The 16,709-nt window shown below is 64.5% G+C and carries 14 protein-coding genes; 4 read left to right on the top strand and 10 right to left on the bottom strand.

The features are described 5' to 3' along the window. Window positions 1–147: 147 nt before the first annotated feature. From BM374_RS07930 to BM374_RS07915, 4 genes are all read right to left on the bottom strand, one after another. Window positions 148–1,359, bottom strand: coding sequence for a molybdopterin molybdotransferase MoeA (locus tag BM374_RS07930; RefSeq protein WP_092290745.1), 1,212 nt, complete (start codon window positions 1,357–1,359; stop codon window positions 148–150). A 267-nt stretch (window positions 1,360–1,626) separates the two neighbouring features. Continuing rightward, window positions 1,627–1,782 carry a hypothetical protein gene (locus BM374_RS07925; RefSeq protein WP_244552545.1) on the bottom strand — a complete coding sequence of 52 codons (156 nt, stop codon included), beginning with the start codon at window positions 1,780–1,782 and terminating at the stop codon, window positions 1,627–1,629. Window positions 1,783–1,978: 196 nt separating this feature from the next. Beyond that, window positions 1,979–2,605, bottom strand: a complete 627-nt coding sequence (locus tag BM374_RS07920) for an HAD family hydrolase (RefSeq protein ID WP_092290743.1) — start codon at window positions 2,603–2,605, stop codon at window positions 1,979–1,981. Between the two features lie 13 nt (window positions 2,606–2,618). Then, window positions 2,619–3,746 (bottom strand): alpha-hydroxy acid oxidase, encoded by a 1,128-nt coding sequence (locus BM374_RS07915; protein WP_092290741.1) that lies wholly within the window; start codon window positions 3,744–3,746, stop codon window positions 2,619–2,621. A 309-nt stretch (window positions 3,747–4,055) separates the two neighbouring features. On the opposite strand from BM374_RS07915, the gene BM374_RS07910 reads away from it, so the two are divergent. Next, the gene (locus BM374_RS07910) at window positions 4,056–5,393 is read left to right on the top strand and encodes a S41 family peptidase (protein ID WP_092290739.1); all 1,338 of its coding nucleotides are present in this window, start codon (window positions 4,056–4,058) and stop codon (window positions 5,391–5,393) included. A gap of 111 nt (window positions 5,394–5,504) precedes the next feature. Here the strand turns inward: BM374_RS07910 and BM374_RS07905 are convergent, their stop codons facing one another. The 5 genes from BM374_RS07905 to BM374_RS07885 all read right to left on the bottom strand — a co-directional run bounded on the left by BM374_RS07905 (window position 5,505) and on the right by BM374_RS07885 (window position 12,703). Next, entirely contained in the window at window positions 5,505–8,225 is a 2,721-nt protein-coding gene (locus BM374_RS07905) for a bifunctional diguanylate cyclase/phosphodiesterase (protein WP_177248223.1), read from the bottom strand. Between the two features lie 205 nt (window positions 8,226–8,430). Then, window positions 8,431–8,946, bottom strand: coding sequence for a cyclic pyranopterin monophosphate synthase MoaC (gene moaC / locus BM374_RS07900; protein WP_092290735.1), 516 nt, complete (start codon window positions 8,944–8,946; stop codon window positions 8,431–8,433). A gap of 1 nt (window position 8,947) precedes the next feature. Beyond that, complete coding sequence (gene trpC, locus BM374_RS07895) at window positions 8,948–9,769, bottom strand: indole-3-glycerol phosphate synthase TrpC (RefSeq protein ID WP_092290733.1); 822 nt, start codon at window positions 9,767–9,769, stop codon at window positions 8,948–8,950. A 7-nt stretch (window positions 9,770–9,776) separates the two neighbouring features. Then, entirely contained in the window at window positions 9,777–10,790 is a 1,014-nt protein-coding gene (gene trpD / locus BM374_RS07890; protein ID WP_092290731.1) for an anthranilate phosphoribosyltransferase, read from the bottom strand. A gap of 14 nt (window positions 10,791–10,804) precedes the next feature. Beyond that, on the bottom strand, window positions 10,805–12,703 hold the full coding sequence (locus tag BM374_RS07885) for a SurA N-terminal domain-containing protein (RefSeq protein WP_092290729.1): 1,899 nt from the start codon (window positions 12,701–12,703) through the stop codon (window positions 10,805–10,807). Window positions 12,704–12,926: 223 nt separating this feature from the next. On the opposite strand from BM374_RS07885, the gene tpiA reads away from it, so the two are divergent. From tpiA to pyrG, 3 genes are all read left to right on the top strand, one after another. Further along, window positions 12,927–13,682: a triose-phosphate isomerase gene (gene tpiA / locus BM374_RS07880; protein ID WP_092290726.1), complete on the top strand. Its 756-nt coding sequence runs from the start codon at window positions 12,927–12,929 to the stop codon at window positions 13,680–13,682. Window positions 13,683–13,821: 139 nt separating this feature from the next. After that, window positions 13,822–14,211 (top strand): preprotein translocase subunit SecG, encoded by a 390-nt coding sequence (secG, locus tag BM374_RS07875; RefSeq protein ID WP_092290724.1) that lies wholly within the window; start codon window positions 13,822–13,824, stop codon window positions 14,209–14,211. 166 nt (window positions 14,212–14,377) lie between these two features. After that, the gene (gene pyrG / locus BM374_RS07870; RefSeq protein ID WP_092290722.1) at window positions 14,378–16,009 is read left to right on the top strand and encodes a CTP synthase; all 1,632 of its coding nucleotides are present in this window, start codon (window positions 14,378–14,380) and stop codon (window positions 16,007–16,009) included. Window positions 16,010–16,013: 4 nt separating this feature from the next. Here pyrG and BM374_RS07865 read toward each other — a convergent pair whose 3' ends face one another. Beyond that, complete coding sequence (locus BM374_RS07865; protein ID WP_244552544.1) at window positions 16,014–16,676, bottom strand: class I SAM-dependent methyltransferase; 663 nt, start codon at window positions 16,674–16,676, stop codon at window positions 16,014–16,016. Window positions 16,677–16,709: the final 33 nt, after the last annotated feature.

Below are 16,709 nucleotides of genomic sequence, written 5' to 3'. Positions count from 1 at the left end.
TCGATTCCGAGACGCTGAATTCAGCAATAAGCTGCTGCATCCTCGAAACAAATCATGAACGGACACTATATGTTCGATACATGTTCCGCAACTGCTTAATTTACCGTGAACGCGACAAAGTCCGCGGAACGGTTGCGAACGCTGTGCTCAGACGGGCAGTCGCAGCACCTCGCAAGGCGCTCCCGCTTCGGCCTTCGGCGCGAACGGCGGACGCACGAGAAGTACCTGTGCCGCAGCGAGATTCGCAAGCAACGAGGAGTCCTGGTGATTGACCGGAAGGGCGATGAGCGTGCCATCATCACGCACATCGAGGCGCGCGCGGAGATAGTCCTCGCGCTGGTCGTTGGCGCCGACATCGCGGCCGAGCACCGCGCGTTCGCGGCGGTGGTGAACCATCGAATGGCCTGAGAGCGCGCGAATCAGCGGCACCATGAACAGGAAGCCGCACACGTAGGATGACACGGGATTGCCGGGCAGGCCGATCACCCGCATCGGTCCGAGCCGCCCGTGCATCATCGGCTTGCCCGGCCGCATCGCGATCTTCCAGAACGCCATCGATGTGCCCTCGTCCCGGAGCGCCTGCTGCACCAGATCGTGGTCGCCGACCGAGGCGCCGCCGGTTGTGATCAGGATGTCGGCGCCGGACTCGCGCGCGCGGCGGATGCCCGCGGTGGTGGCTTCGAGCGTGTCGGCGGCGACGCCGAGGTCGATGGTGTCGGCGCCCTCGCTGCGCGCGAGCGCGTGCAGGGCATAGCCGTTGGAATAGACGATCTGGCCATGACCGGGCGTGGTGCCCGGCATCACCAGCTCGTCGCCAGTGGCGAGAATCGCGACCGTCGGACGGCGGCGAACGGGAAGCTGCGGGTGGTTCATTCCGGCGGCGAGCGCGAGGCCGCGATCGGTCAGTCTGGTCCCTTGGCGGAGCAGCACGTCGCCTTCGTGAAAGTCGATGCCTGCGGGGCGAATGTGCCGGCCGCGAATCGCAGCCTCTTTGATCGTGACGCGGTTACCTTCGGCAGCCGTGTCCTCCTGGATCACGACGGCATCCGCGCCATCGGGAACGACGCCACCGGTGAAGATTCGTACCGCTTCGCCCGCGCCGACAGTTCCCGCGAAGGGCCGGCCAGCCGCGACTTCGCCGATGACAGTGAGCTGCGCGTCGATCTTTGCGGCATCGGCGGCGCGGATGGCGTAGCCATCCATCGCCGACATGGCCTGCGGTGGCTGCGTCCGCCGCGCCGCGACATCGCGCGCGAGCACCCGATGGAACGCCCGATCAAGGGCAACCATTTCCTCCGGCAGCGGCTCCGCTGCCGAAAGGACGGCAGCAAGCGCATCGGAAACCGGCATGAGGGCCACGGGCGAAAGCTCCTGCTAGGGCAACGCAATGATCAGGTTGCGGCAAGCGTTCTAGCCGAGAGCGTGCATTGAGGCAAAATGGATAACCGGCGCCGAGGTGGGCTACTTCTGCATCAACAGCCGCACCAGCTCAGCCTGCAGGCTGACGCCGGTCTGTCAAACACTCGAACGCCAGCCGAAGGCGAGCGGTATAGTGCTCTCCCCCCATTCGCTGCCCACGGGGGTCACCTGCACAAGCAGCGGCATGTGGGGTCGGGGCGGCAGGGATCACGACTGGACCGGATCCCCGTCCGGCGTCACGTCGGGTGCGTGAGGACCCTGATCTCTGTCGGGCATCGGATCGGCCTGCGCCTTCAAATCGGCGGCCTTACTGATCAGCTTTGCGGAAAGGTCAGAATCCGAGGTGGTTCTGGCGTACTTCATCAGCAGGGACGCCTGCCTGGTAAGATAGGTTTTGCCTAGCACGTCGATAGTCCGATGTAGAATTCCCAACCGACTCATGAGTCCTGACGCCGACATTCGTTCCGGGAACTCTGCACAAAAATGCACAAAGTGTGCCGGTTCCTCAATTTCAGCGAAACTGGTGCCTGACGGCACCGGGAGGTGCCACCGTCAGCGGTCAGATCCCCAGCGCCTTCAGCGCAATGCCGACATCGTGGGGCGAGGTCACATGCACCGCGGCAAGGCCGCGGGCCCGCGCGCCTTCGATGTTCTCGGCGAGGTCATCGAAGAACACGATCCGGTTTGCCGGTATACCCATTGCGGCGACGACATGATCGAAGGCTTCCGCATCCGGCTTGCGCAGGCCGATGCTGGAGGACAGATATAGCTCGCGGAAATGGCCGAGCAGGTCGGCATATTCCTTCGAGAAATGCTCCACATGCGGTCGGTTGGTATTTGAGAACGCATAGAGCGGCATTCGTTTCGCCGCGCGCGGCAGCAACTCCGCGATGTCGGGCATTTCGCCGGCGAAGATCGCATTCCACCCCTCGAGAAACTGAGCATCCGAAATGCTGATGCCGAGTGATGCGCGCAGCGAGGCGAAATAGTCCTCGTCGCTGAGCTTGCCCACCTCGTGCAACCTGTAGGCTTCGCTGTCGCGCACATAGCGGGCGACGATGGCTTCGGGCTTGCACCCGGCATGTCCCGCCCAGCAGGCGATCGCCTTGGAGAAATCGATGTCGAGCACCACGCGCCCGAGATCGAACAGAAGCGCGTCCGCGCTGCCGGGAGAAAGCGATGTCATTGTGTCCTTCTCGTTAGTACCGGTAAGGTTCGTGATCGAACAGCGGGAACGCGCTGAACACGCTCGGCGCATTGGTTGACATGGCCGGGTGCAGGCAGGATTTGTTGACCTCGGCGAATGAGGTGGCGCCCAACAGACCGAGGCAGCGCAACACCTCGTCCTCGAGCAGTTCCAGCATCCGCCTCACACCGGTTTCGCCGGCCGCCGCGAGCGCCCAGCATTGCAGCCGGCCGATGCCGACGAGGTCGGCGCCCGCCGCGATCGCCTTGACGATGTCGGTGCCGCGGCAGAAGCCGCCATCGACCATGATCTTGGCGCGGCCCTTCACGGCGTCGACGATCTCAGGCAGCACATGCATGGCGCCGCGGCCGTGGTCGAGCTGGCGTCCGCCATGGTTGGAGACGTAGATCCACTCGACGCCGTGATCGACCGCGATCTGCGCATCTTCCGCAGTGGCAATGCCCTTGAGGATCAGCGGAATCCTGAACTTGTCCTTGACCATCTTCACGGTCCGCCACTCCAGGCCCTTCTGGTAGTCGCCTCCGGTGGCGCGCAGGCGGCTTTCGCGAACGTAGCGTTTGGCAATGTCACGCTCGCGACGGCTGTAATGGGCGGTGTCGACGGTCAGGCAGAAGGCGGCATAATTGGCCTTCTCGGCGCGGCTGACGACGTCGGCAACGAACGCGTCATCGCCGCGGACATAGAGCTGATACATCCGCAGCGCATCGGGGGCGGCTTCGGCGGTCTTTTCCAGGCCGGGCTCGGAAACCGAGCTGAGCATATGCGACGCTCCGAAAGTGCCGGCAGCGCGGGCTACGCTTGCCGCGCCATCAGGATCGAAGATTTCCAGTGCGCCGACGGGCGCGAGCACCACGGGAAGGCGCATTTTGCGGCCGAACTGCTCGACCGAGCCGTCGACCCTGCGTACATCACGCAGCACACGCGGACGGAAAGCGATCTCGTCCAGCGCCATGCGGTTGCGGCGCATCGTGGTCTCGGTCTCGGCGGCGCCGACGATGTAGTCCCAGGCATTCTGGTTGAGGTTGGAACGTGCCTTCCGGATGAATTCGTGCAGGTTCTGGAACGGCTCGTTGCTGGCGCCGAGCTCGACGTTCCGTTCCGGCCGGAGTGCTTCGTTCATTGTTATCCTCCCGAGAATTTGAAGCCTTACGCCATCGCCTATCCCGTCCGGCGCTCCAAAACCATCCTAAAATCGCATTAGACGCGAGGCGTCGTCCGGCCGACCGGTTTCCCGCCCTGAAGGGGCCGGTCTTCCGAACGTTGCCAAATGTTTAGGTCAAGGCGAAGGGATTTCGACGGGGTAGGCGCCCGCGTGGCGGGCCGGCCTTGAAGAAACCAGAATGATATTGTGAGAACCGGGCTGGATCGCCATTTGCATGGCGGCTGCCAAGCCTCAAAAAAACCGCTAAGCGAAAAGGCCACCCATTCCATGCGGAAAACCCTGCTGTTCCCTCTGGGCGCGCTCACCGGAGCATGCCTGACCCTCCTCGTATCAGGTCCGCAGGGCGGACTATGGGCGGCACGGGCGGCGGCAGGCGCGGACGATGCCTATTCCAAGCTCAATCTTTTTGGGGAGGTCTTCGAGCGGGTGAAGGCGAGCTATGTCGAGAAGCCCGACAATGCCAAGCTGATCGAAGGGGCGATCACTGGCATGGTTACCTCGCTCGATCCGCATTCGCGCTACATGAACGACAAGGCCTGGTCCGAGATGCAGGAGACCACCGCCGGTGAGTTCGGCGGGCTCGGCATCGAGGTCACCATGGAGGAGGGTCTGGTCAAGGTTGTCTCGCCGATCGACGATACGCCGGCGTCCAAGGCCGGCATCATGTCCGGTGACCTCATCAGCAAGATCGACGGCGATGCCGTGCAGGGCATGACGCTCGAACAGGCCGTCAACAAGATGAAGGGGCCGGTCGATACCCAGACCAAGCTCACCATCGTGCGCAAGGGCGCCGATGCCCCGCTCGAAGTCGCGATCAAGCGCGAGATCATCCATGTCCGCCCGGTGCGCTTCCACGTCGAGAACGGCGACATCGGCTACATCCGCATTACCTCCTTCAACGAGCAGACCACGGATGGCCTGAAGAAGGCGATCGCCTCGATCTCCAAGGACGTCCCGCAGGACAAGCTCGTCGGCTACGTGGTGGACCTGCGCAACAATCCGGGCGGTTTGCTCGACCAGGCGGTGTCGGTGTCGAGCGCGTTCTTGCAGCGCGGTGAGGTCGTCTCGACCCGCGGCCGCAATCCGGAAGAGACTCAGCGCTTCACCGCGCATGGCGGCGATCTCATCAAGGGCAAGCCGCTGGTCGTCCTGATCAACGGCGGCTCGGCCTCGGCCTCGGAAATCGTGTCCGGTGCGCTGCATGACCACAAGCGCGCGACCCTGATCGGCACGCGCTCGTTCGGCAAGGGCTCGGTGCAGACCATCATTCCGCTCGGCACCGGCAACGGCGCGCTGGCGCTGACTACGGCGCGCTACTACACCCCATCGGGCCGCTCGATCCAGGCCCAGGGCATCGCGCCTGATATCGAGATCCTCCAGGACGTTCCGCCCGAGCTGAAGGGTCGCGTCGATACTATGGCGGAGTCGCAGATGCGCGGTCATCTGCAGGCCGCCGATGGCAAGGAGCAGACGGGCTCCCAGTCCTACGTTCCGCCGGAAGAGAAGAACGACAAGGCGTTGCACGCGGCCTACGACTTCCTGCATGGCGTCACCGTCAATGCGGCGGCCGCGAAGCCGGCGCCGAAGACAACGGTGCCGAACTAGATCCATCGGTTGTCGCGACCTCCAGACGTTGATCGCCCGGGAGCGGATGACCGCTCCCGGGCGAATTCATTTCACTGGAGCAGCGCGGGGCGTGGCCTCTCTTGTGAAGTCCTAACCCGCCTCGCGGCGCCTAGCTTCGCTGCCGCCGCGCTGCGCGAGGCGGCTGCGGTGGAGGGCGAACAGCTCCACGACCTTGTCGGCCGTTTTCGCGGCGCTGAACAGATAGCCTTGCATTTCGGTGCAGCCGAGCGCGCGCAGCAGCCGCTGCTGCTCCTCGGTCTCGACGCCTTCGGCCGTGGTCGCCATGCGGCGCGCGCTGGCGAGATTCACCACGGCCTGCACGATGCTGGCAGAGCCGTCAGGGCCGGCGATGTCCTCGACGAAGCAGCGGTCAATCTTGATCTTGTCGAACGGGAAGCGGTGCAAATAGCTCAGAGAGGAATAGCCGGTGCCGAAATCGTCGAGTGCGATGCGGACGCCGATGGCGCGGAGCTCGTGCAGGATCGCAAGCGCGGTGTCGTCGTCGCGGATCAGCACCGCCTCGGTGATCTCGAGCTCGAGCCGGCTCGCCGGCAGGTTGGAGGCGGCCAGCGCCGCCATGATCTTCAACGCCAGCGTGCCGCTTTTGAACTGCACCGGCGAGACGTTGACGGCAAGGCGGATGTCGTCGGGCCAGCCAGCCGCATCGCGGCAGGCGGTCGCCAGCACCCATTCGCCGATCTCGTTGATCAGCCCGGTATCCTCCGCGATGGGGATGAACTCGGCGGGCGAGACCATGCCGCGCTCGGGGTGACGCCAGCGCACCAAGGCCTCGCAACCGGTGATGCGGTCGTCCTTCAGGCTCAGGCAGGGCTGGTAGAAGACTTCGAGCTCGCCACAAGCGATGGCGTGGCGAAGATCGATTTCCAGCTGGCGCCGCTCGCGCACCTTGGCGTCCATCTCCGGCTCGAAGAAGCGATAGGTGCGGCGGCCGGCGGATTTGGCGGCGTACATCGCCATGTCGGCATTCTTCAGGAGCTGGTCCAGCGCGGTGCCGTGTCCGGGCGCCAGCGCGATGCCGATGCTGGCGTCGGTGGTGAGGTGATGGCCCATGCAGTCGAACGGTGCCCGGATCGAGGCGAAGACCCGTGCAACGAGCTCGATGACCTGGTCCTGTGAGGACACGGCGCTCTGCACGATGGCGAATTCGTCGCCGCCGAGCCGTGCCACGAAGTCGGTCGGGCCGGCGCAGCTGCGGAGGCTCTCGGCCACCGATTTCAACAGCTCGTCGCCGACGAGATGGCCGAGCGCGTCGTTGACGCCCTTGAATTCGTCGATGTCGATGTAGTGTACCGCGAGCTCTTCGCCATCGGCGATGGCGGCGAGCTCCCCGCGCAGATGTTCGTGGAACATGGTGCGGTTCGGCAAGTCGGTCAGCGCGTCGTAGTGGGCGAGGTGGGTGATGCGTTCCTCGATGCGACGGCGTTCGGTGATATCCTCATGCGTCGCGACCCAGCCACCATCGGCCAGCGGTTCGTTGACGATCTGGATCGAGCGGCCGTCGGCGGTATCGACCACCATGGAGTTGCGGACGTGGATGTCGCGCAGCACGAGGGCGACATACTGGTCGACGTCGCCCGTGAACGAGCCGGTTTGCTTTCGGTGCGCGATGACTTCGCGGAAGCTGCAGCCCGGCTTCACGACTTCGGGCGCCAACCCGTACATCTCAATATAGCGCTGGTTGCACACCACGAGCTGCTGCGAAGCGTCGACCAGCAATAGGCCCTGGGTCATATTGTTGACGGCGCGATCGAGGCGCTGCTTCTCCAGCGTCAGCCGCTCCCGTGACATGCGGTGCTGCTCCAGGAGCTTGCGCACGATCGCGATCAGCACGCTGGCGATGGCGAGCGCGGAAGCGCCGGCGGTCGAAATCAGGATGCCGATCTGCTCGCGCCAGTCCGTCAGGGCCGCCGCGCGCGTCATCGTGGCCATCATCAGGATCGGAAAATGGGGCAGGGCGCGCGCGGAGATCAGCCGGTCTTCGCCGTCGACGGGGCTGATAAAACGGCCGGCGAAGTGGTCGAGGCCGAAAACCCTCTGCTGCTCGAACGAGCCGCTCTTGAAGTTCCGACCCATCAATTCGCTGGAATGGGGATAACGAGCGAGCAGCGTTCCATCCCGGTGCAGCATCGAGATCGTCCCGCCTTCGCCGAGCACGACGGACGCGAAGAACTTCTCGAACCCGGCGGGCTCGATGCCACGCCCGACGGCGCCGATGAATTCGCCGTTCGGTCCGACGATCTTGCGAACGATCAGAATGGTCCATTGGCCGGAGATCCGGCTATAGAGCGGTTCGATCAGGACGTCGGGGGCCTGAGGGTCGTATTTGAAGGTACGAAAATAGGCGCGATCGGCAACGTTCACTTTCGGAGACGGCCATGCCATGGACGAATTGATCACGTTGCCTTGGTCGTCGATGACGTTGACCCCGCCAATATAGGGCAGCGCCTCGATCTTCGAGCGCAGCATCCGGTGAATGTCCTGGCCGGCGAGGCGCTTTCGGTAGTCGTCTGCATCGGCGACGCCGATGGCCCGCACGTGATCGACGAAATCCCTCTGGATGACAGCGAAATCCTGCAATTGCTGATCGAAATGATGGGCGAGCAGCAGCACGGTGTTTTCCAGCTCGCGACCGGAGTTGCGCAGCGCGCGCTCGCGGAAATTCTGCGCCATCAACACGGCGCCGACGGCGATGGCCGCGATCAGGAGTATGCCGCCCACCACGAGCCAGCGGATAGGTCCGCTGCGCACGAAGGCGTGGTCAAGCAGGCGACTGCCGTATCCCGTCATCATGTCGATCGTTGCCGTGCACACGTCAGGGTCATCAAGCGATCCCTGTAACATCCGTCGGTTTACGGGACCGATGTGGAGGCGACGTTAGGAAGTACGGTTAACGCGACCTGAACCCCGGCACGCAAATGCGCTGGACGCGCATGGCGCACCGACCCCGCAATGCGGGTGGCGCTGCGGGAATCGACCGGCACGTCGAAGTGGGAGATCAGGCGCGGTAGTGGCCGGACTTGCCGCCGAGCTTCTCGATGAGATGGATGCCTTCGATGCGCACGCCGCGCTCCACCGCCTTGATCATGTCGTAGATGGTGAGGCATGCAACCGAGACCGCCGTCAGCGCCTCCATCTCGACGCCGGTGGGCCCGGTCACCTTGACACTGGCGCGGACGACGCAACCCGGCAGCGTCGCATCGGGTTCGATGTCGACCGTGACCTTCGACAGCGCCAGGGGATGACAGAGCGGGATCAGCTCCGAGGTGCGTTTCGCCGCCATGATGCCGGCGATGCGCGCGGTGCCGAGCACGTCGCCCTTCTTGGCATTGCCTGACATGATCAGGTCCAACGTCGCCTTCTCCATGACGATGCGCCCTTCGGCGACGGCGAGCCGTTCGGTCGCGGCCTTGTCGGAGACGTCGACCATCCGCGCCTCGCCAGAGGCGCCGATATGGGTGAGGGCAGGGCTCGCCTTCTTCGAAGGCTTGGACGTCGCCGGCTTTCGCGCCATATCAGCGCGTGCCCGTGGCGCGGACCTTGCTCTCCCGCGCGAGCAGCGTGCGCGTGGCGGCGGTCACGTCGGCCTGCCGCATCAGGCTCTCGCCGACCAGAAAGGTCGACATGCCGACGCGCTCGAGCCTTGCAAGGTCGGCAGGCGTGAAGATGCCGCTCTCCCCGACCATCAATCGCTCCTGCGGGATCAGGGGCGCCAAGATCTCGCTGGTCGCAAGCGTGGTCTCGAAGGTGCGCAGATTGCGGTTGTTGACCCCGATCATCGGCGAGCGCAGCTTCAGTGCCCGGTCGAGCTCGGCGCGATCGTGGATCTCGATCAGCACGTCCATGCCGTAGGAGAGTGCGGCGTCCTCGAGGTCCTTGGCGGTCGCGTCGTCGAGCGCGGCCATGATGATGAGAATGCAGTCGGCCCCGTGCGCGCGCGCCTCGACGACCTGATAAGTGTCGAACAGAAAATCCTTGCGCAAAACGGGGAGCGAGGTCGCCGCGCGCGCCGCCACCATGAAGTCGAGATGGCCCTGGAACGAGGGCGTATCGGTCAGCACCGACAAGCAAGCCGCGCCGCCCGCCTCGTAAGCCTGGGCAAGCACCGGAGGATCGAAATCTTCGCGGATCAGACCCTTGGATGGGGAGGCCTTCTTCACCTCGGCGATCAACGCGTAATCGCCATTGGCGTGCTTGGCCTTGATCGCGCGCACGAAGCCGCGGGGCGCGCCTTGCGCCTTGGCCCTGGCTTCGACGGCGGAGAGGGGCTGCGCGCGCTTGGCCGCCGCGATCTCCTCGCGCTTGTAGGCTTCGATCTTGCTCAGGATATCGGACATGACACGCTCAGCTGTTCGAGACAGCGATCAGATGCTTCAACCGCGCGTTCGCCGCGCCGCTGTCCAGCGATTTCGCGCCGATCGCGACGCCCTCCTTGAGGTCCTTGGCGCGGCCGGCGACGATCAGTGCGGCGGCGGCGTTGAGCAGCGCGACATCACGATAGGGACTCGGCTTGCCGTCGAGCACGTTTTGCAGGGCGATCGCATTGGCATCGGCATCGCCGCCCTTGAGGGCGCCGGGCTCGCAGCGCGACAGGCCGGCCTCCTCGGGCGTCACCTCGAAAGTCTTGATGTCGCCATTGTGGAGTGCGGAGACGAAGGTTGGGCCGGTGAGGGTGATCTCGTCGAGCCCGTCGGAGCCGTGCACCACCCAGGCGGATTCGGAGCCCAGATTCTTCAGCACCTGAGCCAGCGGCTGCACCCATTGCCTTGAGAAGACGCCGACCATCTGGCGCTTCACGCCTGCAGGGTTGGTCAGAGGCCCGAGCAAATTGAAGATCGTGCGGGTGGCGAGCTCGACCCGGGTCGGGCCGACATTCTTCATGGCCGGATGATGCGCGGGCGCGAACATGAAGCCGATGCCGCATTCGCGCACGCAGCGGCCGACCTGCTCGGGCTTGAGGTCAAGCTTCACGCCAAGGGAAGCCAGCACGTCGGCGGTGCCCGAGCGCGACGATAGCGCGCGGTTGCCGTGCTTGGCGACGGGAAGGCCGGTGCCGGCGACGATGAACGCGGCGCAGGTCGAGACGTTGACGGAGCCGGAGCCGTCGCCGCCGGTGCCGACGATGTCGACGGCATCGGCGGGCGCGTCGACAGTGAGCATCTTCGAGCGCATCGCCGTCACCGCGCCGGTGATCTCCTCCACGGTCTCGCCGCGCACCCGTAGCGCCATCAGCAAGCCGCCCATCTGCGAGGGCGTGGCCTCGCCGGACATCAGGGCGTCGAAGGCGGAAGCGGCTTCCTCACGCGACAGGCTGGCGCCCGTCGCAACTTTCCCAATAATCGATTTCAGGTCGTCCATCGCGTGCTTTCAACTCACTGGTTCGCGCCGGTCACTTGCGCGAAGGCGGCCTGATTAATGGTGGTCCCGATCTCGGTTTCAAGCTTGTTGACGTAGGAGGCGACCTGCTCATCCGTCAGCGACCGGTCGATGCCCTCCTTCAGCTTCTTGAAGGCGTCGGAGGCGGTATCGACCTTGGGATCGACGATGTCGGTGACGCGGTAGACGATCACTTCAGTACCACCGGTCACGGGCGCCTGTCCGACGCCGTCCTTGGCGGTTCGGAAAGCGGCCGCCACGATGTTCGCGGGTACGCCGGCCGGGGTATCGTCGCGCTTGAAGCCGCTGGCGGTCTCGACCTTGGCGTTGATCGCAGCGGCTTCGTCGGCGAGCTTGCCGCCTGCTTCGAGCTTCTGCACCATCTCGGTCGCCTTGGTCTTGAGCTTGGCGGCAATCTGGTCCTGGCGCCAGCGCGCCTCGACCTGGTCGCGGACCTCGTCGAGATTGCGGTCGCGCGACGGCGTGATGGCGAGCACGTCGTACCAGACATAGCCGCCCTTGTAGGAGATCGGGTCGTTGTCGACGCCGACGTCGCTGTTGAAGGCTTGCGAGACCACATCGAGACCCTGCGGAATGTTATCGACGGGCTGCCCGTTCGGCGCGCGTCCGGAGCGGTCGACGGCATCGATCGTCACGGCGGTGAGCCCGAGCTTCTGGGCGGCCTCGGCGACGCTGGTGCCGGCGCCGCGTTCGTCCTCCATCTTGTCGCGGAGCTCGCCGACCTTGGTGCGCGCGCGGCCGGCGGCGATCTCGCGCTTGATGGCGGGGGCGAGGGTTGCGTAGTTCGCTTCGGCCCCCGGCTCGATCTTGTCGACCTTGACGATCGAGACGCCAATCGGGCCCTGGATCGGTTGGCTGATTTCGCCTGCGGGAAGCGCGAAGGCGGCATTGCCGACCGCGGGTTCAAGCGAAGATTTCGTCACGAGCCCAAGATTGACGTCCGAGGGGCTCAGTCCACGTTCCTTGCCGAGGTCCTCGAAGGAGACCCCGCCGACCAGGCGCTCGCGGGCAGCCTGCGCCTCGGCCATGTTCGGGAAAACGATCTGCTCGATCTGGCGCTTCTCCGGCGTGCCGAGCTGGTCCTTGCGCTGGTCGAATACTTTTTTCGCCTCCTCGTCGGAGACATCGGTCCATTTGGCGATGTCCTCCGGCGAGATCATTGCGAACACGATCTTGCGGTATTCGGGCGCGCGGAACTGGACCTTGTGGTCCTCGAAATAGGCGGCGAGCGCCTCAGGCGAGGGGGCCTCGATCTGGCCTGCCTGCGCGGCGTCGAGCCGGACGAACTCGATCGAGCGCTGCTCGTTCTGGAAACGCGTCGCCACCTCGAGCATGACCTTCGGCGGCTCGAGCCCGGCACCGATCGTGCCGGTGATCTGCCGGCGCAGCGCCACCTTGCGCTGCTCGGCGACGTAACGCTGCTCGGTATAGCCGAAATTGCGGATCAGGCCCTGGAAGCGGTTCGCATCGAACTTGCCGTCGACGCCCTTGAAATTCGGATCGTTCATGATGAGCTGGCGGATCTGGTCATCGGACTCGCCGAGACCAAGCTGGCGCGCGTTTTCGTCCAGCGCAGCTTCCGCGATCGTCTGCTGCAACACCTGGCGGTCAAGGCCGAACGCCCGCGCCTGGTCGGGCGTGAGCGGGCGGCCGAACTGGCGGCCGATTTGCTGGATGCGGTCGGTGTAGGTCTGGCGGAACTCGTTCAGCGAAATCTCGGTGTGGCCGACCTTGGCCAGTGTGGACTGCCCGAAGCCCCGGAAAATGTCGGCGATGCCCCAAATGCCGAAGCTGATGATCAGCACGCCCATCACGACGGCCATGATGGTCTTGCCGACCCAGTTTGATGAGGCCTTGCGCATTCCTCGAAGCATTTGGTCCAACTTGTTTGGCAGGAGGGGAACGGGAGCGCGTCTTAATGCAGATTCCGCAAAAGCGCGTCACCAAATTGATATGCCATCATAAAGTGGCGGCTTTCGCCCCGCAACCTCGCCTCGGGTCGTCCCTCGAAGGTGCGGTTAAAGCGCTCCTGGTCTCTGGAACTGCTGCTGTACCTCTGCTAGCGCATGCACAAACCTCAATTTGCTGGAAACTGACATGACCGATGCCCTCCGACCGCTGATCGCCGGCAACTGGAAAATGAATGGCCTGATGGCCGCGGCCGCCGAATTCGACGCCATGCTCAATGGTGCGGAAGGGGTATCAGGCAAGGCCGATCTGCTGGTCTGCCCGCCGGCGACCCTGATCGCGGCTTTTGCTGACAGAGCGCGCGGTAAGAAGGTCGCTGTAGGGGCCCAGGATTGCCATCCCAAGGCGTCCGGCGCCCATACCGGTGATATCGCGGCCGAAATGCTGGTTGACGCGGGGGCAACCGCCATCATCGTCGGTCATTCCGAGCGTCGCGCCGATCACGGCGAGGGCGATGCCCTGATCCGGCAGAAGGCGGAGGCCGCCTGGCGCGCGGGGGCGATCGCGATCGTCTGTATCGGCGAGACCCAAGGCCAGCGCGACGCCGGCCAGACCTTGGATATCGTCCGCGGCCAGCTCGACGGCTCGCTTCCGGACGGCTCGACGGCCGCCAATCTGGTCGTGGCCTATGAGCCGGTCTGGGCCATCGGCACGGGCCTCACGCCCACGGCCAAAGATGTCGAGCAGATTCATGGCTTTATCCGGGAACTCCTGACCTCCAGGTTCAAGACGGAGGGGGGCAAGATGCGGATCCTCTACGGCGGCTCGGTCAAGCCGTCGAATGCGGCCGAGCTGATGGCGGTCAAAAACGTCAACGGCGCGCTGGTTGGCGGTGCCAGCCTTAAAGCGGCCGATTTCCTTGCGATTGCGAAGGGGTGTCCCTAGCTAACCCAAAGCTTTGATCCGTGGCCGATCGGGGGTGGCAATGCCCCTTCCGATCGTGTAACACCGCGCAACTTCAGGAAAACCCGCGAAGCGCGATCGGCCGCCGTCAGGCGCCGCCCGCTTGTGACGGAAGGATACTATGCAGACCGTTGTCATCGTCATCCACCTCATGATCGTTGCCGTCATGATCGGTGCCGTCCTGCTCCAGAAGTCGGAAGGCGGTGGCCTCGGCATGGGCGGAGGTGCAGGCTTCATGTCGAGCCGCGGCACTGCGAATCTTCTGTCGCGGACCACGGCGGTCCTCGCTGCCGGTTTCTTCCTGACCAGCCTGTTCCTGTCCTGGTATGCCGGCTACAACCGCGCGCCGTCCTCGATCATCCAGCCGGCGTCGCAGACCCAGCCGGCTGGCGGTGGGCCGATCACCCCGCCGACCTCGGGCGGTATTCTCGACACGCTGAAGAAGGCGGACGAACAGCAGCAGCAGGCCCCGGCAGCGCCGAGCGGCCCGCAGGTGCCTCGCTCGCAATAAAGCAGGGGGGCCATGCAGGACGGCGGCTAGCGTCCTGCATCAACAATCCCCATCAAGGCACTGTCACCACTCTTCGTTTTGGCTCACCCACAGGCCCGCAGATTCTTTGGGGCGGAATACGAATCGCTTTGGCGAATCGGGTTCGAGGGATTAGAGGTTAAGTCCCATGGCGCGGTACATATTCATCACCGGCGGCGTGGTTTCTTCGCTCGGCAAGGGTCTGGCTTCAGCGGCACTCGGTGCCCTGCTGCAGGCCCGGGGCTACAAGGTCCGCCTCCGCAAGCTCGACCCCTATCTCAATCTCGATCCCGGAACGATGTCGCCGTATCAGCACGGCGAAGTGTTCGTGACCGATGACGGCGCGGAGACTGATCTCGATCTCGGTCACTACGAGCGCTTCACCGGGCGTCCTGCGACGAAGCAGGACAACATCACGACAGGGCGCATCTACCAGGACATCATCTCCAAGGAACGCCGTGGCGACTATCTCGGCGCGACCATCCAGGTGGTGCCGCACGTCACCAACGCGATCAAGGAATTCGTCCTTTCCGGCAATGACGAGTACGACTTCGTGCTGGTCGAGATCGGCGGCACTGTCGGCGACATCGAAGGCCTGCCGTTCTTCGAGGCGATTCGCCAGCTGAAGAACGAGCTGCCGCGCGATCACGCCATCTACATTCACCTCACGCTGCTGCCGTACATCCCGAGCGCCGGCGAACTGAAGACCAAGCCGACGCAGCATTCGGTGAAGGAGCTGCGCTCGATCGGCATCCAGCCCGACATTCTGCTCTGCCGCACCGATCGCGAGATTCCCAAGGAAGAGCGGCGCAAGCTCGGCCTGTTCTGTAACGTGCGCGAGAGCGCTGTGATCGAGGCGCGCGACGCCGATAGCATCTACGCAGTGCCTGAAGCCTATCACGCGGCAGGCTTGGACGATGAAGTGCTCGCCGCCTTCGGTATCGAATCGCGCATTCCGCCAGTGCTCAAGAGCTGGCACCAGATCAACGAACGCATCCGTAATCCGGAGGGCGATGTCACCATCGCCATCGTCGGCAAGTATACCGGCATGAAGGATGCGTATAAGTCGCTGATCGAGGCGCTCTCGCATGGCGGCATCGCCAACAAGGTGAAGGTCAATCTCGACTGGATCGAGAGCGAGATCTTCGAGAAGGAAGATCCGGCGCCATTCCTCGAGCACGTCAACGGCATCCTGGTGCCCGGTGGATTCGGCCAGCGTGGTGCGGAAGGCAAGATCAAGGCCGCGCAGTTCGCGCGCGAGCGCGACGTGCCGTATTTCGGCATCTGCTTCGGCATGCAGATGGCTGTCATCGAGGCCGCCCGAAACCTCGTCGGGATCGAGGAGGCCAACTCGACCGAGTTCGGCCCGACCAAGGAGCCCTTGGTCGGCCTGATGACGGAATGGCTGCGTGGCAACGAGCTCGAGAGGCGCTCGCAGGCCGGCGATCTCGGCGGCACCATGCGGCTTGGCGCTTATCCCGCCACGCTCAACCGCGGCAGCCGCGTCTCACAGGTCTATGGCGGCGCGACCGAGATTTCCGAGCGCCACCGCCATCGCTACGAGGTCAACACCGCCTATAAGGATCGCCTGGAGCAGCACGGCCTGAAGTTCTCCGGCCTCTCGCCCGACGGCGTGCTGCCTGAGATCGTCGAATACGAGGATCACCCCTGGTTCATCGGCGTCCAGTTCCACCCCGAGCTGAAGTCGCGGCCGTTCGAGCCGCACCCGCTGTTCGCTTCGTTTATCGAGGCGGCGGCGAAGCAGAGCCGGCTAGTCTGATCCTTCAAGGCGCTACCGTGAAGTCGTGTTCGCGATGCGCCGCCTCGCGACCAAGCTGAGCCGAAACGTCGCGCGCCAGCGATCCCGCAATCAGCGTCATCTGTGGCCGTCGCGTCAGCTTGTAGACGGCTGCCGGCGGCACGTTCAGGAAGGCGCGATCCACCAGCGTGGCGCGCAGGCCCAGACGGTCGAGCACCGGCCGCGGAATCGGACAGCTCATGCCGTAGGTGAACTGGTAGAAGGCGCCGCCGGGGCGAACGTAGCCGAATGCGCCGCTGAGGATCGAAATGACCTTCCGCGTCGACATGTTGAGCAGCGGCAAGCCGCTCACGACCGCGCCGACGGGGGCGCCGACATAGAGCGGCTCCGTGGCAAGCCGCGCCGCGTCCATCCACAACACGCGCGCGCCGGGAAAGCGCATCTGCAGGAGCTTCATGAAATCCGACCCGTACTCGATCAGCGTGAGGTCCTGGGGCTTCACGCCGCGCTTCAGCAGCTTGTAGGTGAACGCGCCGGTGCCGGGGCCGAGCTCGAGGATCGGACCGGTTTTCTCGCTGATCTCGCGCGTGATGAGATCGGCGAGCGCCGCGCCCGATGGGGCGATAGCGCCGACCCGACGCGGCGAAGACATCCAGGATACGAAGAAGGAGAGGAAATCGTTGGGCATGCGCACTCCGGCATCTCGATTGCGCCTCTTGGG

It is taken from the genome of Bradyrhizobium sp. Ghvi (genome assembly GCF_900115265.1).
Lineage (GTDB): Bacteria > Pseudomonadota > Alphaproteobacteria > Rhizobiales > Xanthobacteraceae > Bradyrhizobium.
This window is presented reverse-complemented; position numbering and strand designations above follow the sequence as displayed.